The sequence below is a fragment of the Mesorhizobium sp. M0626 genome, from assembly GCF_040320665.1.
Lineage (GTDB): Bacteria > Pseudomonadota > Alphaproteobacteria > Rhizobiales > Rhizobiaceae > Mesorhizobium.
The window spans coordinates 53,846-77,231 of the sequence record NZ_JAMYQD010000026.1 but is presented as its reverse complement, the minus strand read 5'-3'; the positions used below and the strand labels follow the sequence as shown (position 1 = coordinate 77,231).

Sequence of the window (23,386 nt, the reverse complement as noted above, 5' to 3'; positions counted from 1 at the left end):
CACCCTCTCAGGCCCGCCTCGCCCCACAGATGTCCCCCCGCGCGAACTTCCACACGAACGGCCACTCTCGGGGCTGTTGAACAACGCCCCCCCTCCCCCCCCCTCCCGGCGCGCCCGCGCGCTCCAGTCAAGGATGATTATCAGTCCTTGGAGACGAAGCGGGACGGATGGATGTCCATCACATTGTCATCGAAGCCATGCAGCTTCGAGGAGACGATATCGTGGAAGCTGTAGTAGAGAAGCGGAATGTTGCCGACGTCATCGACAAGGATGCGCTCGGCCTCAGTGAGGTCCTTCATGCGCTCTTCCGGCTTGCCGCCGGCAGCCGCGGCCTTGTCCATGGCCGCCTCATATGCCGGGCTGACGTAGTTCGAATAGTTGTTGCCGCTGGCCTTGCGGGTGATGCCGAGGAAGGTCTCGGGATCCTTGTAGTCGGCGATCCAGGCGGCACGCGCCACGTCGTAGTTGCCCTTCTGCTCGAGGAAGGAATAGTGGGTCTTGGTATCGGTGTTGAGCAGCGTGATCTCGACGCCAAGCGGCTTCAACTGTTCCTGGATGGCAACCGCGGTGTTCTTGTGGTTTTCCGAGGTGTTGTAGCGGATCTCCATCTTCAGCGGATGCTCGGGCGTATAGCCGAGTTTCTCAAGGATCTTCTTGGCGGCGTCCTCGCGGTCGATCTGCGGCATGTCGGCGTATTTGGCCATTGCCGGCGTGTAGCCGGCGATGCCCGGAGGCACCATCGAATAGCCAGGCAGCATGGAATTCTGCCAGACCTTTTCGGCCAGGAAGTCGCGGTCGATAGCCATCGAGATGGCGTTGCGCAGCTCGACATTGTCCCAGGGCGCCTTGTCGGTCTTGATCGCGTAATAATAGGTGCCGAGATACGGTCCGACGCGGACCTGATCGCCGAACTTGGTCTTGAGGTCAGCGAGCTGTTCGGTCGGCAGGTCGCCGTAGCTGTCGAGTTCGCCGGCCTCGAAGCGCTTCATCGCCGAAGAGCGGTCTTCGGTCGGGATGTAGTTGACGACGTCCATCTTGACGGTCGCGGCATCCCAGAATTTCGGATTCTTGACCAGCTTCATGTGGTCGTTGGGAATCCACTCGGCCAATGTATAGGCGCCGTTCGAAACGAGATTGCCCGCCTTGATCCAGTCGGCGCCGAGCTTGTCGATCGAGGCCTTGTTGACCGGGTAGGTAGCCTGGTGGGTCAGCATCTCCAGGAAGTATGGCGTCGGCGCCTTCAGCGTCACTTCCAGGGTGTTGGCGTCGATCGCCTTGACGCCCATGTCCTCGGGCTTGCCTTTCTTGGTGTTGACTTCCTCGGCGTTCTTCACGGGATAGAGCATGGAAGCGTATTCGGCGGCGGTCGCCGGATCCTCCAGCCTACGGAAGGAATAGACGAAGTCGTCCGCCGTCACCGGGCTGCCATCCGACCACAAGCCGTCCTTGCGCAGCTTGAAGGTGTAGACGGTGCCGTCATCAGATACCGTCCAGCTTTCGGCGGCGCCCGGGATGAGGTTCGTCTTCTGATCGTGCATGACCAGTCCCTGGAACAGGTCGCGTATGATATCGGCTTCGTAGACGGTCGAGGTCTTGTGCGGATCGACCGTCTCCGCTTCGGCGGCGCTGCCTCTGTTATAGACGGTCTCGGCAAGGGCCGGCGTCAGGAACGTGCCTGCGGCAAAGGTCATGGTCGCGGCGACAAGCGTCGCCTTCAGCATATTTTTCAGCATGAAGTCTCTCCCTGTGGCGCTGCCCATCGGCTGCGCCTTACGAGTGTTGACGCCCCGGAACCGATTTCTGGCCCCTTCGAGCGCGCCGCCGGTTCCCGTTCCGGCAGCTGGTGGCAGGAGACTAGACAGACGGAAATATTATTTCAACCGAGTCTTGCTTGACGCTAAGTGAGCATCCTCACCTTAAACCAGCCATAGCTAATCTATATTACAAGATCCAATTGGGTGCAGCTTGTGGTTGTCCTGTAATTTTGGGTTTTGCCCTCAGCAGTTGTCATTAGCGCAACCATCTGGAAAAATTCCAGGAATGCCGTTCGTGGCCAAGCTCGACGAAAGTACCGAAGAAGCCCGAAAATGAAAAATGTGGCGCCGGTGACGTTGCGCGGATCACTCGGCACGGTTGCATGCGGACACGATCTTTTTTGAAGCCGGACGGCGTCCCTGAAAGATCAGCCTACCTTGCCGACAAACCAGCCCAGGGCCGGCAGCAACAGCCCCTCCTCCTGCAGGACGGCACCGCCACCCAGAGCGATCGCCTCGACAAGCTGGAGATCCGGCGGCAGCCGCCAGTCGGCCGGCTTGTCGGCGAAATTGAAGACGCAGAGCAATATCTCGTCCTCGCCCTGCCGGATGAAGGCAAGGACATCGCCGTCGGTATCGAGAAAGCGGATCGGGCCCTTGACCAGCGCCAGATGCGCCTTGCGCAAGGCGAGCATCGTCCGGTAGCCGGCGAGCACGGACTTGTCGTCGGCGTTCTGGATATCGACCGCCCGAGCGCGGTGGCTTTCCGGCACCGGCAGCCAGGGTTTTCCCGAAGAAAAACCGGCATTGTCGGCGCCCGCCTCCCACACCATCGGTGTGCGGCAGCCGTCCCTGCCCTTGACCCCCGGCCAGAAACGGATGCCGACGGGATCGCGCAGATCCTCGAAGGTCAGTTCCGCCTCCTCCAGCCCAAGCTCTTCGCCTTGGTAGAGACAGATCGAGCCCCGCAGGCAGGAGAGCAAAGCGATAGCGAATGTCGCCACCGCATCTGGATCGCCGCCCGGCCGCGTCCAGCGGCTGACATGGCGCACGACATCGTGGTTGGAGAACGCCCAGCAGACCCAGCCGTCGGCGACAGCTGCCTCGAAGGCCTCGACGCAGCCGCGCACATGGGCGGCTGAGAATTGCTGACCGAGCAGGTCGAAGGTGTAGCACATGTTGAGCTTGTCGCCGCCGGATGTGTAGGCGGCCAGCGTCTGCAGCGAACGGCCTTCGTCGCCGACCTCGCCGACACTGGCGCGGCCGTCATATTCGTCGAGTAAAGCGCGGAAGCGCCTGAGGAAACCGAGGTTTTCCGGTTGCGTCTTGTCGAACAGATGCTCCTGGAAGAGATAGGTGTTGGTTTCGCCATTGGTGCCGGCGACGCTCGACGCCAGCGGCGGATTGCTGCGCAGCCAGCGGTCGTGGACATAGTAGTTGACCGTATCCAGGCGGAAGCCGTCGACGCCGCGCTCGAGCCAGAACCGCACCGTCTGCAACAACGCGTCTTGAACCTCAGGATTGTGGAAGTTGAGGTCCGGCTGCGAGGCGAGGAAATTGTGCATGTAGTATTGCCGGCGGGTCGCGTCCCACTCCCAGGCCGGGCCGCCGAAGACCGACAGCCAGTTGTTGGGCGCGTTGCCGTCCGGCCTGGTGTCGGCCCAGACATACCAGTCAGCCTTGGGATTATCCTTGCTGGCACGGCTCTCTACAAACCATTCGTGCTTGTCGGAGGAGTGCGACAACACCTGATCGATGATCACCTTCAGGCCGAGCCTGTGCGCCTCGGCAACCAGCGCGTCAAAGTCGTCGAGCGTGCCGAACATCGGATCGACCGCCTGATAGTCGGAGACGTCGTAGCCCATATCGGCCATTGGCGATTTGAAGAAGGGCGACAGCCAGACGGCGTCGACGCCGAGCGAGGCGACGTGCGCCAGCCGTGAGGTGATGCCTGAGAGGTCGCCGCTGCCGTCGCCGGTGGTGTCCTGGAAGGAGCGAGGATAGATCTGGTAGATGACGCAGCCGCGCCACCAGTCGGCGCTCTGTTCGGGTCCCGGCTGGGCATTGTCGTCGGCCATCACGGACCCTTCCTGGCGCGGGCCTTTGCGGTCCGGCGCTCGATCATGAAACTGACACTGCGGCCGGGCAGCGGCCACGCGAGGTCGACCGCTTGCGCTTCAACACCCGGCTGCCATTCAAACCCTTGCCGCGCGGGCAGCGTGAAGACGCATTGGCGGCGATCGCCATTGACGATCACAGCCAGGCGGCCTTCCCCGCCATCGCCGAGCAGCATGACGAGGCGATGGCGCGAGCCATCGTTCCAGTCGGCTTCGCCGAGCGGCGCGCCGGTCTCGGTCAGCCACGCGACGTCGGGCACATCAGAACCGTCCGGCGGCTCTCCGGTCAGGAAGCGCGTATCGGAAAGCGCCGGCACCGCGCCGCGCAGAGCTGCGAGCGCCGACACATGGGCTTCCAGCCCGACGTCGCGCCCGGCCCAGTCGAGCCAGGTGATGGCGTTGTCCTGCGCATAGGCGTTGTTGTTGCCCCCTTGCGTGCGGCCGAATTCATCGCCCGCCGTCAGCATGATGGTGCCGCGCGAGGCAAACAGAGTGGCGAGCAGCGCGAAGCGATCATGGGAACGGGCCTCGGCAATCGCCTTGTCCGAGGTTTCGCCCTCGACGCCGTTGTTCCAGGACAGGTTCTCATTGTGGCCGTCGCGGTTCTTCTCGCCATTGGCCTGGTTGTGCTTGGCTTCATAGGCGACGATATCGGTCAGCGTCATGCCATCGTGTGCGGCGATGAAGTTGACCGTGCGGCTGGCGGATTGGCCCTCCCTGCCGAACACATCGGAGGAGCCGGCGAGCCTTGTCGCCAGCGCACCGACCGCGCCGGCATCGCCGCGCCAGAAGCGCCTGACGTCGTCGCGGTAGCGGTCGTTCCATTCGAGGTAAGGCGGCCGGAAATTGCCGAGCTGATAGCCATTCGGGCCGATGTCCCACGGCTCGGCGATCAGCACCCTATCGGCAAGCAGAGGATCGCCAGCGATGGTCTCGAGCAACGGGGCCGCCGGATCGAATACGCCAGCGACGCGGCCGAGGACCGGCGTCAGGTCGAAGCGGAAACCGTCGACGCCGGCATGGCGGACGAAATGGCGTAGCGTGTCGAGTACCATGTCGCGAACGACCGGATGATCGCAGGCAATGGTATTGCCGGTGCCGGTATCGTTGGCCAACCTGCCGTCCGGCTCGCTGCGGTAGTAGGCTTGATTGTCGAGGCCGCGCAGCGACAGCGTCGGCCCGAGCCGGTCACTTTCGCCGGTATGATTGAAGACGAGATCGAGGATGGTGCCAATGCCAGCCTTGCGCAGCACCCCCGCCGTATCGCGCAATTCGGCGAGGCCGCCCGGCGCCAGCCGCGGATCGAGCGCCATGAAGGTGACTGGGTTGTAGCCCCATGCGTTGCTGAGGCCGAGCGGCGGTAGATGGCGCTCATCGATCCATGCCGTCACGGGCATCAGCTCAACGGCGGAGACGCCGATCTTTCTGAGGTGTTCGAGGATGGCCGGATGCGCAAGTGCCGCAATGGTGCCGCGCTGCGCTTGGGGCACGTCCGGATGCAGTCTGGTGAAGGAACGGACATTGAGTTCGTAGATCAGACCGCCCGGCTGGAACAAAGGCGCCTTGGCCGGCAGCGGCTTGGGTAGCGCGCGGGCGACGGTCTTCGGCATCAGCGGCGCGGTATCGGTGCCTTCGTTGCGCCGGGCGGCAAGCCGCCAATGATGCTGGTAGGGCCGGTCTATCTCGACAGCGTAGGGATCAGTGAGCAGCTTGTCGGGATCGAACCACAGCCCGCGCTCCGGCGCATATTCGCCGTCGGCGCGAAAGCCGTAGCGCGTACCCGCGGCAAGGCCGGCGACGAACAGCGCATGGACGCTCTCGCCTTCCGGCTGAAGTTCGAGCCGGTCGATTTCACGGGCGCCGGTGTCGTCGAAGATCGACACCCACAGGCGCCGCGCGGACGACGACCAGGCGGCGAAGCGGATGCCTTCGGGAGTGACCGTTGCGCCGAGCTGGGTCATCGGCGCATCCTCCACCCTCCCCCTTGTGGGGAGGGTCGCGAACGAAGTGAGCGGGGTGGGGGTCGGCGCGGGGAAAGCGCTTTACGAGCACCCCCAACCCGATCCGCTGCGCGGATCGACCCTCCCCACAAGGGCGAGGGTAAAGACGTCACCACCCTCAAGTAATCACGCTCGGCTTGTTGCGCCCGGTGTGGCTCTTGATCCCGGCGATATCATCGGCAGCCGCGATCAGGTCGGCGAGCGCCTCTTGCGTGTCGAGATCATGCCGCGCTCTGTCCGGCTCGTAGCGCTCGATGTATACGCGCAGCGTAGCACCCGACGTGCCGGTGCCGGACAAACGAAACACGACACGCGAGCCGCCTTCGAACAGGATGCGGATGCCCTGGTTCTTGCTCACCGAACCGTCGACCGGATCGTGATAGGCGAAGTCGTCGGCATTGGCGATCTTCAGGCCGCGCACGCTGGTGCCGGGCAGCGAGGTCAGCTTGGCGCGCAACTCGTCGACCAGGGCGTTGGCGCGCTCGGTTTCGACCTCCTCATAGTCATGACGTGAATAGTAATTGCGGCCGTAGGTCGCCCAATGTTCGGTGACGACGTCCTTGCAGCTTTCGCCGCGCACGGCCAGGATGTTCAGCCACAACAGCACCGCCCACAGCCCGTCCTTTTCACGGACATGGTTCGAGCCGGTGCCGGCACTTTCCTCGCCGCAGATCGTTGCCATGCCGGCATCGAGCAGATTGCCGAAGAACTTCCAACCGGTCGGCGTTTCGTAGATGCCGATGCCGAGCTGTTCGGCGACGCGGTCGGCAGCGCCGCTGGTCGGCATCGAGCGGGCGATGCCTTTGAGGCCGTCCTTGTAGCCCGGCGCCAATTGCGCATTGGCGGCAAGCATGGCCACCGAATCCGACGGGGTGACGAAAATGCCCTTGCCGATGATGAGATTGCGGTCACCGTCGCCGTCGGAAGCGGCGCCGAAATCGGGCGCATCCGGTCCCATCATCTCGTCATAGAGATGCTTGGCGTGGACCAGGTTCGGATCCGGGTGATGGCCGCCAAAATCCGGCAGCGGCTTGTAGTTGCGGCAGGTGCCATTCTCCGCGCCGAGCCGGCGCTCGAGGATTTCCTTGGCATACGGGCCGGTGACCGCATGCATGGCGTCGAAGCGCATGCGGAAGCCGTATTTGAAATTGGCGCGGATGGCGTCGAAGTCGAACAGGCTCTCCATCAATTCGGCATAGTCGGTGACCGGGTCGATAATCTCGACCGCCATGCCGCCGGCGGTCACCGTGCCGATCTTGTCGATGTCGATCTGGTCGATGTCGGCGGTCTTGAAGCTCGAAATCGTCTTGGTCTTTTCGAAGATCGCGTCGGTCAGCTTTTCCGGCGCCGGGCCGCCATTGCCGGCATTGTACTTGATGCCGAAATCCTCGTGCGGGCCGCCCGGATTGTGACTGGCCGACAGGATGATGCCGCCGAAGGTCTTGTATTTGCGGATGACATGCGACGCCGCCGGCGTCGACAATATGCCGCCCTGCCCGACCATCACCTTGCCGAAGCCGTTGGCCGCCGCCATGGCGATGGCCTTCTGGATGACCTCGCGGTTGTAGAAGCGGCCGTCGCCGCCGATCACCAGCGTCTTGCCCTCAAAGCCCTCCAGCGCGTCGAAGATCGACTGGATGAAGTTCTCGGCATAGTGCTCCTGCTGAAAGACAGGCACCTTCTTGCGCAGGCCGGACGTGCCGGGTTTCTGGTCGAGATAGGGTTTGGTGGCGACGGTCCGGATCATGCTTCAGGCAACCCTTTTCGAAAGCAGCAGGCGGTAGAGTTCAACGTATTTGTCGGCGCTCTTGTCCCAGGAGACATCGGCCTTCATGCCCTGGCGCTGGATCTGTTCCCAGACGGCCGGGCTCGAATGCGCATCGACCAGCCGGCGGATGGCGTGCAGCATGGCGCCGCCACTATTGGGCGCGAACTGGAAGCCGGTGGCGACACCGGCCGAGATCGCTGCTTCATTGGCGTCGATGATGGTGTCGGCAAGGCCGCCGGTGCGGGCGACGACCGGCACGCAGCCATAGCGTAGGCCGTAAAGCTGGGTCAGCCCGCAAGGCTCGAAGCGCGACGGGATGACGATGGCGTCGCAGCCGCCCTGCATGGTGTGGGAAAGCCCCTCGTCATAGCCGACGACGACGCCGACACGGCCGCGATGGCGGGCGGTGGCAGCCAGCAGCGCGCCTTCCAGGCCGGCGTCGCCTGAGCCGAGGATCGCCAGCCGCGCGCCGGTGGCGACGACGCCGTCGACCACAGCCGCCAGTATGTCCATGCCCTTCTGCCAGGTCAGCCGGCTGACGACGCAGACGATCGGACTGTCGTCGCGCTCGAGGCTGAAGCGGTCCTCGACAACCGCCCGGTTGGGAAGCCGAGCCTTGAGCGTCGCGGCGGAGTAGGCCGACACCAGATGCTTGTCGGTCTCCGGGTTCCAGATGTCGGTGTCGATGCCGTTGACGATGCCGTAGAGGTCGGAAGAGCGCATGTTGATCAGGCCGTCGAGGCCCATGCCGAATTCCGGCGAGCGGATTTCCTGGGCATAGGTGGGGCTCACCGTGGTGATCGCCCAGGCCGCCTGCAGGCCGGCCTTGAGGAAGCCGACGCCGCCATAGTATTCTACGCCGTCGAGCGCCATCGCCGCGGCCGGCAAGCCGAGCTCGCCAAAAATGCCGGCGCCGAACTGACCCTGGAAGGCAAGGTTGTGAACCGTGATCAGCGACGGCACGCCGACCGCCTTGCCGTAGCGCATATAGGCCAGCGTCATCGCCGACTGCCAGTCATGGGCGTGGACGAGATCCGGCTGGTAGCCGGAAATGGCGCCGCCGGCGATATCGCCACCGACCTGGCTCAGCGCAGCAAAACGCCGCCAATTGTCGGGCCAATCGGCGCCGGCCGCATTGCCGTAAGGGCCGCCGGGACGATCGTAGAGATGCGGCGCGTCGAGCACGAACAGGTCGAGCCCGGCGATCTTGACGGCATGGACCGAAGCCTTGCCGCCCTGCAGCAGCGGGTATTGGTAGACAGCCTTCTTTTTCTTGAAGGCGTCCATCACCTGGGGAAAGCCGGGGATGAGCGTGCGCATGGTCACGCCCCTGGCGGCCAGCGCGATCGGCAATGCGCCGGTCACGTCGGCAAGTCCGCCGGTCTTGATCAGCGGGAATAACTCGGGCGTGACCGACAGAACCTGCATGCGTTTATGGTACCCCGTCTTACAGCTTCAGCTTGTCGATCATGTCCTGCGTGACCAGGCAGATGCCCTTTTCCGAAACCCGGAAACGCTTGGCGTCGAGAACAGGGTCTTCACCAACCACCAGCCCTTCCGGTATCCTTACACCGTGGTCGATGACGACGCGCTTCAACTTTGCGTTCCGGCCGACATGAACGTCGGGCAGCATGACGACCTCTTCCAGCGTCGAATAGGAGTTGATGCGCGCGCCGGTGAAGATCAGGCTGCGCTTCAGCGAAGCACCCGAGACGATGCAATCGCCTGAGACCAGCGAGGAGACGGCCGAACCGCGCCGGCCATCCTCGTCATGCACGAACTTTGCCGGCGGCTTCAATTCGGCATAGGTCCAGATCGGCCAGTCGCGGTCGTAGAGGTCGAGTTCGGGAGTGATGTCGGTCAGGTCGATATTGGCTTCCCAGTAGGCGTCGACCGTGCCGACATCGCGCCAATAGGCTTCGTTCTCGGCCGTCGAGCGCACGCAGGACTTGGCGAAGCGATGCGCGATCGCCTTACCGTGCTGGACGATGTAGGGGATGATGTCCTTGCCGAAGTCGCGGCTCGAACCCGGCTCGGCCGCATCGCGGCGCAGTTGTTCCATCAGGAACTTGGTCTTGAAGACATAAATGCCCATGGAGGCCAGCGCGAATTCCGGCTTGTCGGGAATGCCGGGCGGGTCGGCGGGCTTTTCGACGAACGCGATGATGTTGTCCTTGCCATCGACATGCATGACACCGAAGCCGGTCGCTTCCAAGCGCGGCACTTCCAGGCAACCGACAGTGACGTCGGCATTGGCATCGACGTGCTGGCGCAGCATCAGCTCGTAGTCCATCTTGTAGATATGGTCGCCGGCCAGGATCACCATGTATTCAGGGCCATAGGCCTCGATGATGTCGATGTTCTGGTAGACGGCGTCGGCGGTGCCTTCATACCACTGCGTTTCCGAGACACGCTGCGAGGCCGGCAGGATGTCGAAACTTTCGTTTCGCTCCGGGCGCAGGAAGTTCCAGCCGCGCTGCAGGTGGCGGATCAGCGAATGCGCCTTGTACTGGGTGGCGACACCGAGGCGACGAATGCCGGAATTCAGCGCATTGGACAGCGCGAAATCGATGATGCGCGTCTTGCCGCCGAAATAGACAGCCGGCTTGGCGCGGCGGTCGGTCAATTCCTTGAGCCGGCTGCCGCGGCCGCCGGCCAGCACATAGGCCATGGCATCGCGCGCCAGCGGCTGGGTTCTCTTCAAGTCTGCCATTTTTACCCTCCCAAATTACCAGTCTGGAGCATCGCCCGGTCCGCAACGAGTCGACGGACCTAATCCGTAACGAGTTGACGGACCTAGTCCGCAACGAGTTCAAGCATGATCGTCGACAGCGGCGGCAAAAGCATCGTTGCCGAAATGCCTCCTCCTTCCGCCCTGGCTTCGACCACACCGCCATTGCCCTTGCCCGAACCACCGTAGTCCGAAGCGTCGGTGTTGATGATTTCGCGCCATTTGCCGACCTTGGGCAATGGCACGCGATAATTGTCGCGCGGCACTGGCGTGAAGTTGGAAATGACGGCGATCGGGTTGCCGCCGGGCGCGCTGCGCAGCCAGGCGAAGACCGAGTTTTCCTTGTCGTCGACGATCAGCCAGGAGAAGCCGTCCGGCTCGCAGTCGCGTGCATGCAGCGCCGGGCGCGAGCGATAGAGATAGTTGAGGTCGCGCACCGTCTGCCAGACGCCGCGATGCGGGTGGAAGTCGAGCAGGTTCCAGTCGAGCGCGCGCGCCTCGCTCCACTCGCGGCGCTGGGCGAATTCCTGGCCCATGAACAACAGCTTCTTGCCGGGATAGCCCCACATGAAGGCATAGAAGGCGCGCAAAGTCGCGAACTTCTGCCAGTCGTCGCCGGCCATCTTGCCGAGCAGCGTGCCCTTGCCGTGCACGACCTCGTCATGGGACAGCGGCAGCACGAAATTCTCGGAGAAGGCGTAGGTCAGGCCGAAGGTCAGGTCGTTGTGGTGATGTTTGCGGAAGATCGGCTCCTTGGCGAAATACTCCAGCGTGTCGTGCATAAAGCCCATGTTCCATTTGAAGCCGAAGCCCAGCCCGCCTTCATGCACCGGCGCCGAGACCTTCGGCCATGAAGTCGATTCCTCGGCGATGGTCATCACGCCGGGATGGTGGCCGTAGACCTCCTTGTTCATCTTCTGCAGGAAGGAGACTGCTTCGAGGTTTTCGCGGCCGCCCTTCTCGTTGGGGATCCACTCGCCGGCCTTGCGCGAATAATCGAGGTAGAGCATCGAGGCCACTGCATCCACGCGCAAACCGTCGACATGGTATTTCTCGGCCCAGAACAGCGCATTGTTGACCAGGAACGACACCACCTCGCGGCGGCCGAAATTGTAGATCGCGGTGTTCCAGTCGGGATGAAAACCCTTGCGCGGGTCGGCATGCTCATAAAGTGCTGTGCCGTCGAAATTGGCCAGGCCATGCGCGTCGACCGGGAAATGCGCCGGCACCCAGTCGAGGATGACGCCGACGCCGGCGCGGTGCGCACCGTCGACGAAACGGGCGAAGCCGTCGGGGTCGCCGAAGCGCGCCGAGGGGGCATAAAGTCCGGTTGTCTGATAACCCCATGACGGGTCATAGGGATGTTCGGAGATCGGCAGGAACTCGATGTGGGTGAAGCCGGTCTCGACAGCATAGGGGATGAGCTGGTTGGCGAGTTCGTCCCATGACAGGAAGCTGCCATCATCGTGCTGCTGCCACGAACCGGCATGGACCTCGTAGATCGATATGGCTTCGCGCCGCGGATCGGCCTTTCGCCAGTAATTGCGATGCGCCTCGTCGCCCCATTCATGCGCCGGCGGCACCGCCGTCACCGATGCTGTGGCCGGGCGCAGTTCAGACTTGAAGGCGAACGGATCGGCCTTGAGCGGCAGGCGCACGCCGTCGGGGGCAATGATCTCGTATTTATAGGGGTGGCCGGCGCCGATATCGGGAATGAACAGTTCCCAGATGCCGGTGTCGCGGCGGTCGCGCATCGTATGGCGGCGGCCGTCCCATTCGTTGAAGTCGCCGACCACGGAGACGCGCCTTGCATTGGGCGCCCAGACGGCGAAATTGACGCCCGACGCGCCTTCATGGTCGAGGAGATGGGCGCCGAGCTTGTCGAACAGCCTGAGGTGCGACCCTTGCGCGATATAGTAGTCGTCCATCGGGCCGAGCACCGGGCCGAAGGAATAGGGATCGGTCAGCCACCAGTCGCCGCCGGCATTTTTGGCGTGATAGCGCAGCGGCTGACGCTTCTTGATCGACAGTCTGCCTTCGAAGAAACCGGCGTCGTCGCGCCGCGTGAGTTCGCCGGCGTTCTTGCCGGCCAGCGTGTATGCGGTGACGAACTCGGCATTGGGGACGAAGCAGCGGGCAACCAGACCCTTGCCGGCTTCATGCACGCCCAGGATTGCAAAAGGATCGCCATGCGTGCCTGCAACAATTGCGGCGACATCGCCGGCTGACGCCAGCCCGTCCGACTCGCTCGTCGTCGCGGTCGCGCGCGGTTTCTTCATCAGGCGGTGTCCCTCCCTGGGAACCAGTTCTTGTGCACAAGACCCTTTGCTCGTGGCCTCATGCAATCATATCAGGCGGGCACGTTCCAGATTTCTTTCGCATATTGGCGGATCGTGCGATCGGAAGAGAACCAGCCGACGCGGGCAACGTTGCGGATAGCGCGCGCGTACCAATCGGGGCTGTTGCGCCAGACGGCGTCGACATCGCGCTGGGCGGCGGCATAGGCGTCGAAATCCGCCGCCACCATGAACCAATCGCTGTTGTAGAGACCGTCGACCAGCTCGCGGTAGCGATCCGGCTGGTCGGGCGAGAACACGCCCGACGATACTGCGGCAACAGCCTGCGCCAATTCAGGGGAGCCCTCGATCACGGCGCGCGGGTTGTAGCCATTGCTGCGCCGCTCGGCGACTTCCGCCGTGCTCAGGCCGAAGATGAAGATGTTGTCGTCGCCGACGCATTCCTTGATCTCGACATTGGCGCCGTCGAGCGTGCCTATGGTTAAGGCGCCGTTCAGCGCGAACTTCATGTTGCCGGTGCCCGACGCCTCCATGCCGGCAGTCGAAATCTGCTCGGACAGGTCGGCGGCCGGCATCATCACCTCGGCCAGGCTGACATTGTAGTTCGGCACGAACACCACTTTCAGCAGGCCGCGCACCGACGGGTCGCTGTTGATGACCTTGGCAACGTCGTTGGCCAGTTTGATGATCAGCTTGGCATTGTGGTAGCTGGGCGCCGCTTTGCCGCCGAAGAATTTGACGCGCGGCATCCAGTCCTGTTCGGGATGCGAGCGGATCTGGTCGTAGAGCGCGATCGCTTCCAGGATGTTGAGCAGCTGGCGCTTGTATTCGTGGATGCGCTTGACCTGGATGTCGAACAGCGCCGACGGGTCGAGCTTGATGCCGAGCCGGTCGGCGACCAGATTGGCGAGCTTGATCTTGTTGGAGCGCTTGACGGCGGCGAACTTGTCGCGGAAGGCGGCGTCACCGGCAAAGGCTTCGAGCCCCTTGATGGCGTCGATGTCGTCGAGGAAACGGTCCCCGATCGCCGCGCGGGCGAGCGCGGTGAGGCCTGGATTGCACTGGATCAGCCAGCGGCGTGGCGTGATTCCGTTGGTCTTGTTGTTGATGCGATCGGGATAGAGCTTGTGGAGATCGGCAAACACCGTCTCCTTCATCAGCTCGGTGTGCAACGCCGACACGCCATTGATCGAGTGCGAGCCGACAAAGGCCAGGTTACCCATGCGCACGCGGCGGTCGCCATTTTCCTGGATCAGCGAGATGCGGCTGATCTGCTCATTGGAAAACTGGTTGGTGGCGCGGGCCTCAAGCAAAACCTGCGCATTGATGGCGTAGACGATCTGCATATGGCGCGGCAAAAGCCGTTCGAACAGCGGCACCGGCCAGCTTTCCAGCGCCTCCGGTAGCAGCGTGTGGTTGGTGTAGCCGAAGGTGCGCTTGGTAATATCCCAGGCCTGGTCGAAATCCATGCCATGGACGTCCATCAGCAGGCGCATCAGCTCCGGCACGGCGATCGCCGGATGGGTGTCGTTGAGATGGATCGCCGCCTTGTCGGGCAGCGAGGCGAGATCGCCATACTGGCTGAGATGGCGCTGGACGATGTCCTGCAGCGACGCGGTGGAGAAGAAATATTCCTGCCGCAGCCGCAGTTCCTGGCCGGCCTTGTGGGAATCGGCGGGGTAAAGCACGCGCGACAAGGCATCGGCCTTGTTGCTTTCGGCCAGCGCGCCGATGTGGTCGCCGGCGTTGAACTTGTCGAGCAGGATCGGATCGACCGGCATGCCGGACCAAAGCCGCAGCGTGTTGACGCGGTTGGCGCGCCAGCCGACCACCGGCGTGTCGTAGGCGACGGCCTGGACATGCTCGGTCGGCTTCCAGACGTGACGCTCGAGCCGGCCATCCTTGGAGGTGATCGATTCCACCGAGCCGCCGAAGCCGACCTCGAAGGCACGTTCGCGGCGCTCGAACTCCCAGGGGTTGCCGTGGTCGAGCCAGGTTTCGGGCAGTTCGACCTGCCAGCCGTCATGGATCTCCTGGCGGAACATACCGTTGGCGTAGCGAATGCCGTAGCCGTGGGCCGGAATGTCGACGGTCGCCATGCTTTCCATGAAGCAGGCGGCGAGCCGGCCAAGACCGCCATTGCCGAGCGCCGCATCCGGTTCGAGCCCGGCGATGAGGTCCAGGTCGACGCCCAGCGACTTGAGCGCTTCGCGCATATTGTCCATCAGGCCGAGATTGGAGAAGGCATCGCGCATAAGCCGGCCGATGAGGAATTCGAGCGACAGGTAATAGACGCGCTTTTCCTGCTGGGCGTAGGCCTCCTGCGTCGCCTGCATCCAGTGATCGACGATGCGGTCGCGCACGACCTTGATCGAGGCGGTCAGCCAATCATATTGCGTAGCAACGGAGGTGCCTTTGCCGACCCGGTATTTGAGAGCCAGCAAGACTTCGTCGGCCAGCGTCTTGGGATCGGGTATTTCGAGATCGGGGGCTTTGGCTGTCATTGTTCGCGTCATACTGCCTCTCGTGATCGTGCTGCGATCATACCGGCTTTCGCTCTCAGTCCCAGCCTATCCTAGTGCATCGCAACATACGTTCAATCGATTTAGACCAGCATGCCGCCAGTTCCCCTGCGGCAATTTATCCGTCGAGCGGATCAGGCAGCGAGTGCAGCCTCCGGCGGAACCTTCGCTCCCGTCATGAAGGCGACGGCGTCGGACATGGTATATTGCTTGGGATCGATGACGCAGAGGCGACGTCCCAGCCGATGGATATGGATACGGTCGGCCACCTCGAAGACATGCGGCATGTTGTGCGAGATCAGCACGATCGGCAGGCCTCTTTTCTTGACATCGAGGATCAGTTCCAGCACGCGGCGGCTCTCCTTGACGCCGAGTGCCGCGGTCGGCTCGTCCATGATCACCACGCGGCTGCCGAAAGCGGCGGCGCGCGCCACCGCCACGCCCTGACGCTGGCCGCCCGACAGTGTTTCCACCGCCTGGCTGATGTTCTGGATGGTCATCAGGCCAAGCTCGGTCAGCTTGTCGCGGGCGCGCTTTTCCATTGCCGGCCGGTCGAGCATGCGAAGCCAGTCGCCGAGGAAGCCGGGTTTGCGGATCTCGCGGCCGAGGAACATGTTGTCGGCGATCGACAGGGCCGGCGACAAAGCCAGGTTTTGGTAGACCGTCTCGATGCCCGCCTCGCGCGCCTCCATGGGCGATTTGAAAGCGACAGCCTTGCCTTCAAGACGGATCTCGCCTTCGTCGGGCACGGCGGCGCCGGAAATCGCCTTGATCAGCGATGATTTGCCGGCGCCATTGTCTCCGATGACGGCCAGGATTTCGCCGGGGTAGAGGTCGAAGTCGGCATTGTCGAGGGCGGTGACACGGCCATAGCGCTTGATCAGGCCGCGCGCGGTGAGGATGGGTTCCACGGTCATGCCGAAACCTTTCTGATCCATTGGTCGATCGCCACGGCGCCGATGATCAGCACACCGGTGAGCAGCACCTTCCATTGCGGATCGGCGCCCAGCATGTTGAGGCCCATCGAGACGACACCGACGATCATCGCGCCGAAAAGCGTGCCCAGAATTGAGCCGCGCCCGCCGAACAGTGAAATGCCGCCGATCACCGTCGCAGTTATCGCCTGCAGGTTGTAGTCGGTGACGGCGGCTGACGGTGAGATCGAGCCGTTGCGGCCGATGGAAACCCAGGCAGCGAAAGCTGCGATCAACCCGGCAAGGGTGTAGACCGTCATCAACACCTTCTTGGTCTGGATGCCAGACAGCTTCGCCGCCTCCTGATCATCACCAACGGCGTAGACGTGGCGGCCCCAGGCGGTGTGATTGAGCACGTACCAGAGGATCAAAACGAGCACGACCGTGGCGATGACGCCCAGTGTCAGCACCGCCGTGCCGATCTTGAAACTCAGGGCAAAGAGATGCAGCAGCGGCGCCTGGGCGTCGACGTCGGTATCGCGGATCGTCTCGTTGGCCGAATAGATGAAGTTGGTCGCCATGACGATGTTCCAGGTGCCGAGCGTGACGATGAACGGCGGCAGCTTCATGTAGGCGACCAGCAAACCGTTAAGCAGGCCGCAGGCTGCGCCGGCGGCAAGCCCGATGGGCACTGCGAGCACGGCCGGCATGCCGTAGCTGACCGCGCAATTGCCCATGATCACGGCTGAAATCACCATGATCACGCCGATCGACAGGTCGATGCCGGCGGTCAGGATGACCAGTGTCTGCGCGGCACCGAGGATGCCGACGATGGCGATCTGCTGCAGGATCAGCGTCAGCGTATAGGATGAGAAGAAACGCCCGCCAATGGCGATGCCGAAAATTACGATCGACAGGACCAGCACAATCAGCGGCACCGCCGCCGGCGTGGAGTGCAGGAAATGCTGGATGCGCTTGACGGCCGATTTGTGCTCGTCAAAGGCGGCAACGCTTGTGTCGCTGCTCGAGAGAACCTTCTCGAATTCCTGTGCTTGAGCCATGTTTCCTCCCCTGGGCTTCAGCTCCATGCCGATACCCGCTCGCGCCTGTCCGGTCTGCTGCCGGGATTATTCGCGTGACGCATCGTCCACCCGAAGCGGCCGGGGATCAAGCCCCCGGCCGTCAGCTTGCCGCTGGCTGTCAGGCAGCCATCAGCCCCAGCACTTGGCGAGGCCTTCCTTGGTGTCGATCGACTTCACGCCATTGGCCGGCTTGTCGGTGACGAGGTTGACGCCGGTGTCGAAGAAGTTCTTGCCTTCGGTCGGCTTCGGCTTGGCGCCGTCCTTAGCGAAGGCGGCGATCGCCTCGATGCCGAGTGCCGCCATCTGCAGCGGGTATTGCTGCGAGGTGGCGCCAATGACGCCTTCGGTCACCGACTTCACGCCGGGGCAGCCGCCATCGACCGAGACGATCAGCACCTGGCTTTCGAGACCGACCGCCTTGAGCGCCTGGTAGGCGCCGACAGCGGCGGGCTCGTTGATGGTGTGGATGACGGTGATGGAGTTGTCCTTCTGCAGAAGGTTTTCCATCGCCTTGCGGCCGCCTTCTTCATTGCCGTTGGTGACGTCGTGGCCGACGATGCGGGCATCGTCCTCATCGCCGATCTTGTTGGGATCCTTCACGTCGATGCCGAAGCCCATCATGAAGCCCTGGTCGCGCAGCACATCCACGGTCGGCTGTGAGGGGGTCAGGTCGAGGAAACCGATCTTGGCGTCCTTGGCCTTGTCGCCGAGGGTCGCGGCTGCCCAGGCGCCGATCAGCTTGCCGGCTTCCAGATTGTCCGTCGCGAAGGTCGCGTCGGCGGCATCGATCGGGTCCAGCGGGGTATCGAGCGCGATCACCAGCAGGCCGGCGTCACGCGCCTTCTTCACCGTCGGCACGATGCCCTTGGTGTCGGACGCGGTGATCAGGATGCCCTTGGCGCCGTCGGCGATGCAGCTTTCGATCGCCGCCACCTGGCTCTCGCTGTCGCCGTCGATCTTGCCGGCATAGGTCTTGAGGTCGACGCCAAGTTCCTTGGCTTTGGCGGTCGCGCCCTCCTTCATCTTGACGAAGAAGGGGTTGGTGTCGGTCTTGGTGATCAGGCAGGCGCCGACGCCGGCGGCCGATGCTGTCGAAGCAAACGCCATCAGGCCGAGGCCCGCCGCGGCGAACACGGTGGACTTCAATAAAGCTTTGGTCACGATCTTCCTCCCATGGAACCATGCGGATGCCGCCAACCGGCATCTTGAGCGCATCCACTGAAGTTCTCCCAGTGTGGACGCGCCCTCAAATGACACCAGCGGGAGCCGCCTGTCAATAATTAAATCACTCTTATTTATTATTGACAGCTTTGCGCGGTTCACTCATTCTGCCGCAAAAGCAGTAAGAATAAACCAAGGGAAGGAACAAGGGTGGAGACCGGCATTGCGAGGCACGGTTCGCCCGAGGCGGCCGCCAGCCGTCTCCACCGTGGCACCAACCAGAGCGGCATGCGCGACCACAATGAGCGGCTGGTGCTGTCGTTGGTTCGCCAGCACGGCAGCTTGGCCAAATCAGACATTGCGCGCATGACCGGGCTTTCAGCGCAGACCGTCTCGGTCATCATGCGCGAACTGGAGGAAGACAGCCTGCTGCTGCGCCAGGCGCCGTTGCGCGGCAAGATCGGCCAGCCCTCCATCCCGATGGCGCTGAACCCCGAAGGCGCCTTCTTCATCGGCCTCAAGATCGGCCGCCGCAGCGCCGAACTGGTGCTGATCGATTTCCTCGGAACTGTGCGTTCCATGCTGCAGCACTCCTACCGCTATCCGGCGCCGCGCGAGACGGTTGAGTTCGTCACCGAAGGCATGAAGACGATGCGCGCCGAACTGACACCTGCGCAGGACAAGCGCATTGCCGGGCTCGGCATCGCCATGCCGTTCGAACTGTGGAACTGGGCCGACACCGCCGGCGCGCCGCGCGACATCATGGACGAATGGCGCCATCGCGACATCCGTGCCGACATCCAGGCGCAGTGCGAATTCCCGGTCTATCTGCAGAATGACGCCACCTCCGCCTGCGGCGCCGAACTGGTGTTCGGCCAGACCGGCGGGGCGCGCGACTTCGTCTATTTCTATATCGGCGCCTTTGCCGGCGGCGGCATCGTGCTCAACGGCCGGCTGTTCGGCGGGCCAACCGGAAATGCCGGGGCGCTGGGTTCGATGCCGGTGCCGGGGCCGGACGGCAAGCCGACGCAGCTCATCGACGTCGCCTCGATCGCCATGCTGGAAAAGGCGCTTAACGCACGCAGCGTCGAGGCTTCGCATCTGTGGACGTCGCCTGAGGATTGGGGCGAGATCGGTCACGAGCTCGACGACTGGATCGCCAATGCCGCTCAGGCGCTGGCCTATGCCATCGTATCGGCGTCCTCGGTGATCGATTTCGAGGCCGCGGTGATCGACGGCTGGATGCCGCTCGCTGTCCGGCGCCGGCTCGTCGATGCGATCAGGCAGGCGATCGGTACGATCGATGGCGAAGGGCTGAAGCTTCCGGTGGTGCGCGAAGGCACCGTCGGCATCCATGCCCGCGCGCTGGGCGGCGCCAGCCTGCCGCTGTCCGAACGCTTCCTCATCGGTTCGACCACGATTTCCAGGAGCATCTGAATGCTGATCGGTATTCCGTCGCTGCTCGGTCCGGAGCTTCTGGCGACATTGCGCGCCATGGGCCATGGCGACGAGATCGCGCTCGTCGACGGCAACTATCCGGCGGAAGAACAGGCAAACCGGCTGATCCGCGCCGACGGTCTTCACCTCATACCGGTGCTTGACGCCATTTTGAGCGTGCTGCCGGTGGACGACTTCGTGCCGGAAGCGCTGTTTCGTGCCTCGGTAAAAGGCGATCCCTCGGTCGCCGATCCGGTCCACCATGAAATCGAAACGATCTGCACCAGGCGCGCGCCGGGCCGCAAGGTGGTTGCGCTGGCGGGCGCCGACTTCTATGCACGCGTCCGGTCGGCATATGCGATCGTCGGGACCAGCGAACCCCGGCTCTACGCCAACATCATCATCCGCAAGGGCGTGATCTATCCGCCGGAGAACAAGAAATCATGATCCTCTGCTGCGGCGAAGCCCTGATCGACATGCTGCCGCGCACCACGACACAGGGCGAGCCGGCCTTTGCGCCCTATGTCGGCGGCGCGGTGTTCAACACGGCGATCGCGCTTGGCCGCCTCGGCGCGCCCGCCGGCTTCTTTTCCGGCCTGTCGTCGGATCTGTTCGGCGGCCAGTTCCGCGAGGCGCTCGGCGCAAGCAAGGTCAGCTCCACCTATGCGCACACCTCCCCTCGCCCGACCACGCTCGCCTTCGTGCGGCTCACCAACGGCCAGGCGACCTACACTTTCTACGACGAAAACACCGCCGGGCGCATGCTGACGACAGAGGATCTGCCGAAACTGGGCGCCGAGATCGAAGCCATGCTGTTTGGCGCCATCAGCCTGATTTCGGACCCGGCGGGTGCTGCCTACGAAGAATTCATGAAACGCGAGCACGAACGCCGCGTCATGATGCTCGACCCCAACATCCGGCCGAACTTCATCCCCGACAAAGCCAAGCACCTCCGGCGCATCCGCTCGATGATGGCGATGGCCGACATCGTGAAGCTATCGGATGAGGATCTGCACTGGTTCGGCGAGGCCGGCTCGCATGAGGACGTCATCCGCAACTGGCTGGATCGCGGCCCGAAGCTGATCGTCGTTACCCACGGCAGCGAAGGTGCCGTCGGCTACAGCAGGGAACACAAGGTCACGGTGATGCCGCATAAGGTGGAGGTGGTCGACACGGTCGGCGCCGGCGACACTTTCAATGCCGGCATTCTGGCCTCGCTGCACGAGCAAGGCCTGCTCACCAAGGCCGGGATCGGCGGCCTTTCGGAGGACGCCATCCGTCAGGCGCTGGCGCTCGGCGCCAAAGCGGCGGCGGTGACCGTGTCGCGGGCCGGCGCCAACCCGCCCTGGCGGCACGAAATCGCCTGATCCACGCTTAGTCCGCCGCCAGCCGCTGCAAGCAGCCGATCACTTTATGTTTCCGCGAGCCGGAAAGACGGACTGATCAGCCGGATTAATAGGCGGCGAAGCCCGGATTTCCGGCATCTTGCGGCAATGCAGGGAAAGCCTGAAGTAACAGGCTGCGACACCTAGACAACCCGTCCCGCGGCCGGTCCGGCTTTCTAGACCGGCCCAACTCTGGTACCAGCGGCCCGGTTAAGTTGTTGTTTCTGTGCGTGTCATTGTCCCCGGGGCAGCCCGCACCACACCGTTTTGAGGCCGACATGCAGTTCATCGATCTTGGCGCGCAGCGCGAACGTATCCGCGACCGGCTGAAGGCCGCGATCGACAATGTCGTCGAGGAAGGCCGCTATATCCTCGGACCGCAAGTCACCGAATTCGAAAACAAGCTCGCAGCCTATATCGGCACCAAGCATGTCGTGGCCTGCGCCAACGGCACCGACGCGCTGCTGTTGCCGCTGTTTGCCGCCGGTATCGGCCCCGGCGACGCGGTGTTCGTGCCGAGCTTCACCTTTGCCGCGACGGCGGAAGTGGTGGCGCTTGCCAAGGCCGAACCAGTGTTCGTCGATGTCGAGGCCGAGACCTACAACATCGACATCGCCAGCCTCGAGGCGGCGATCGCCATGATCAAGAAGGAAGGCCGGCTGAAGCCGAAGGCGATCATTCCCGTCGACTTGTTTGGGCTTGCCGCCAACTACGAGGCGATCATGGCGATTGCCAGGCGCGAAGGGCTGCTGGTGATCGAGGATGCGGCGCAGTCGATCGGCGGTTCGGCCGACGGCACAATGTGCGGCGCCTTCGGCCATGTCGGCTCGACCAGCTTTTATCCGGCCAAGCCGCTGGGCTGCTACGGCGATGGCGGCGCGATGTTCACCAATGACGACGCGCTGGCCGACCAGCTGCGCTCGTTTGCGTTCCACGGTAAGGGCGGGACGCAGTATGACAATGTCCGCGTCGGCATCAATTCACGCCTCGACACCATCCAGGCGGCGATCCTGATCGAGAAACTCGCCATCCTCGAAGACGAGATGGTCGCCCGCCAGGTCGTGGCCAAGCGCTACGCCGAAGGTCTCGGCGACATCGTCAAGGCGTCACGCAATCTGGGCGGTGGCCGCTCGGCCTGGGCGCAATACGCCATCGAGACGCCGAAGCGCGACGGGTTGAGGGCGCATCTCGGCGAAAAGGGCATCCCTTCGGTGATCTATTATGTGAAGCCGCTGCACGAGCAGGTCGCCTATCGCGACTATCCGCGCACGCCGACCGGGCTTGCGGTTTCGGAGGAACTGCCGAAGCGCATCCTGTGCCTGCCGATGCATCCCTATCTCAGCGAAGCCGACCAGGACCGCATCATCGAGACGATCCGCAACTACATTGGCTCGAACTCGGCGCATGTAGCGGCGGCGTAAGTTACGCCGCGTCCGCCGCCTTCCCGCTCGCAATAAAATGCGGGTTGGCGAAATCCTCGTCGTCGCTCTGTTTGCGCTTGCCATAGGTGAGCGGCTCGCCGTCCAGCGTGCGCGTCATGCCGCCGGCGGCGCGCAGTACGGCGTCGCCGGCCGCCGTGTCCCATTCCATGGTGCGGCCGAAGCGCGGATAGATGTCGGCTTCGGCTGCGGCGAGCAGGCAGAATTTCAGCGATGAGCCGACCGAGACGATCTCGGCGGCGCCGAGATCCTTGATGAAGGCTTCGGTCTCCGGGGTGTTGTGCGAGCGGCTGGCAACGACCGCCAGCGGCGTGACCGCCCTCCTAACCGAAATCCGCCGGCGGCCGACGATACGGAAGTCGCCATCGACCTCGATTGCTTCGGCCCAGCCCGGCCGTCCAGAGAAGAACCGCCCGCTGCACGGTGCGAAGACGACGCCGATCTCCGGCACGCCGTGCCGGACAAGCGCGATGTTGACGGTGAAATCGGTCCGGCGGTTGACGAATTCCTTCGTTCCATCGAGCGGATCGATCAGGAAGAAGGCGCCATCCAGATCGGGCGGCACAATGCCTTCGGCGACCTCTTCCTCGGCCACGCAGGGAATATCGGGATAGGCCGCACGCAGGCCGGCGAGGATGATCGTCTCGCTCTCGCGGTCGGCTTCCGTGACCGGCGAGGAGTCCGACTTGCTGTCGACCGCGCAGCCGGCCTTGAAGACCCGCATCACCTCGCGTCCGGCTTCGAGCGCCAGGCGCTCGAACACGTCGAGCATCACTTCG

Annotated in this window: 15 protein-coding genes and 1 pseudogene; 4 read left to right on the top strand and 12 right to left on the bottom strand. The window is 63.4% G+C overall.

The window, feature by feature from the left end; genetic code table 11:
• Positions 1-392: 392 nt before the first annotated feature.
• The 11 genes and pseudogenes from NKI37_RS27990 to NKI37_RS27940 all read right to left on the bottom strand — a co-directional run.
• Positions 393-1,538: pseudogene (locus NKI37_RS27990) on the bottom strand (peptide ABC transporter substrate-binding protein); the annotation flags it as partial.
• A 644-nt stretch (positions 1,539-2,182) separates the two neighbouring features.
• Positions 2,183-3,832, bottom strand: a complete 1,650-nt coding sequence (gene bglA, locus NKI37_RS27985) for a beta-galactosidase BglA (RefSeq protein WP_023702236.1) — start codon at positions 3,830-3,832, stop codon at positions 2,183-2,185.
• A complete protein-coding gene (gene glgX, locus NKI37_RS27980) occupies positions 3,832-5,832 on the bottom strand; it encodes a glycogen debranching protein GlgX (protein ID WP_023821044.1) in 2,001 nt (666 codons plus the stop codon). Before glgX ends, bglA begins: the two co-directional genes overlap by 1 nt.
• 157 nt (positions 5,833-5,989) lie before the next feature.
• Complete coding sequence (locus tag NKI37_RS27975; RefSeq protein WP_023752773.1) at positions 5,990-7,618, bottom strand: alpha-D-glucose phosphate-specific phosphoglucomutase; 1,629 nt, start codon at positions 7,616-7,618, stop codon at positions 5,990-5,992.
• Positions 7,619-7,621: 3 nt separating this feature from the next.
• Positions 7,622-9,067, bottom strand: a complete 1,446-nt coding sequence (gene glgA, locus NKI37_RS27970; protein WP_352790113.1) for a glycogen synthase GlgA — start codon at positions 9,065-9,067, stop codon at positions 7,622-7,624.
• A 19-nt stretch (positions 9,068-9,086) separates the two neighbouring features.
• Positions 9,087-10,352 carry a glucose-1-phosphate adenylyltransferase gene (gene glgC / locus NKI37_RS27965; protein WP_023715696.1) on the bottom strand — a complete coding sequence of 422 codons (1,266 nt, stop codon included), beginning with the start codon at positions 10,350-10,352 and terminating at the stop codon, positions 9,087-9,089.
• A gap of 83 nt (positions 10,353-10,435) precedes the next feature.
• Positions 10,436-12,649, bottom strand: a complete 2,214-nt coding sequence (gene glgB / locus NKI37_RS27960; RefSeq protein ID WP_023819224.1) for a 1,4-alpha-glucan branching protein GlgB — start codon at positions 12,647-12,649, stop codon at positions 10,436-10,438.
• 71 nt (positions 12,650-12,720) lie between these two features.
• Positions 12,721-15,183: a glycogen/starch/alpha-glucan phosphorylase gene (locus NKI37_RS27955; protein ID WP_023670727.1), complete on the bottom strand. Its 2,463-nt coding sequence runs from the start codon at positions 15,181-15,183 to the stop codon at positions 12,721-12,723.
• Positions 15,184-15,323: 140 nt separating this feature from the next.
• The gene (locus NKI37_RS27950; RefSeq protein WP_023670726.1) at positions 15,324-16,106 is read right to left on the bottom strand and encodes an ATP-binding cassette domain-containing protein; all 783 of its coding nucleotides are present in this window, start codon (positions 16,104-16,106) and stop codon (positions 15,324-15,326) included.
• Positions 16,103-17,164: an ABC transporter permease gene (locus NKI37_RS27945; protein ID WP_023670725.1), complete on the bottom strand. Its 1,062-nt coding sequence runs from the start codon at positions 17,162-17,164 to the stop codon at positions 16,103-16,105. The genes NKI37_RS27950 and NKI37_RS27945 overlap by 4 nt, the downstream gene beginning before the upstream one ends.
• Positions 17,165-17,314: 150 nt before the next feature.
• Positions 17,315-18,292, bottom strand: coding sequence for a sugar ABC transporter substrate-binding protein (locus NKI37_RS27940; RefSeq protein WP_081725578.1), 978 nt, complete (start codon positions 18,290-18,292; stop codon positions 17,315-17,317).
• 264 nt (positions 18,293-18,556) lie between these two features.
• Between NKI37_RS27940 and NKI37_RS27935 the strand changes: the two genes are divergently transcribed.
• The 4 genes from NKI37_RS27935 (at position 18,557) to NKI37_RS27920 (ending at position 22,589) form a co-directional block, all read left to right on the top strand.
• Positions 18,557-19,783: an ROK family transcriptional regulator gene (locus NKI37_RS27935; RefSeq protein WP_352790117.1), complete on the top strand. Its 1,227-nt coding sequence runs from the start codon at positions 18,557-18,559 to the stop codon at positions 19,781-19,783.
• Complete coding sequence (locus tag NKI37_RS27930) at positions 19,784-20,230, top strand: RbsD/FucU family protein (protein ID WP_023684581.1); 447 nt, start codon at positions 19,784-19,786, stop codon at positions 20,228-20,230.
• Complete coding sequence (locus NKI37_RS27925; protein ID WP_023684582.1) at positions 20,227-21,150, top strand: carbohydrate kinase family protein; 924 nt, start codon at positions 20,227-20,229, stop codon at positions 21,148-21,150. The genes NKI37_RS27930 and NKI37_RS27925 overlap by 4 nt, the downstream gene beginning before the upstream one ends.
• A 296-nt stretch (positions 21,151-21,446) precedes the next feature.
• On the top strand, positions 21,447-22,589 hold the full coding sequence (locus NKI37_RS27920) for a DegT/DnrJ/EryC1/StrS family aminotransferase (protein ID WP_023684583.1): 1,143 nt from the start codon (positions 21,447-21,449) through the stop codon (positions 22,587-22,589).
• A 1-nt stretch (position 22,590) separates the two neighbouring features.
• Here the strand turns inward: NKI37_RS27920 and cysQ are convergent, their stop codons facing one another.
• Positions 22,591-23,379, bottom strand: coding sequence for a 3'(2'),5'-bisphosphate nucleotidase CysQ (cysQ, locus tag NKI37_RS27915; RefSeq protein WP_031196090.1), 789 nt, complete (start codon positions 23,377-23,379; stop codon positions 22,591-22,593).
• Positions 23,380-23,386: the final 7 nt, after the last annotated feature.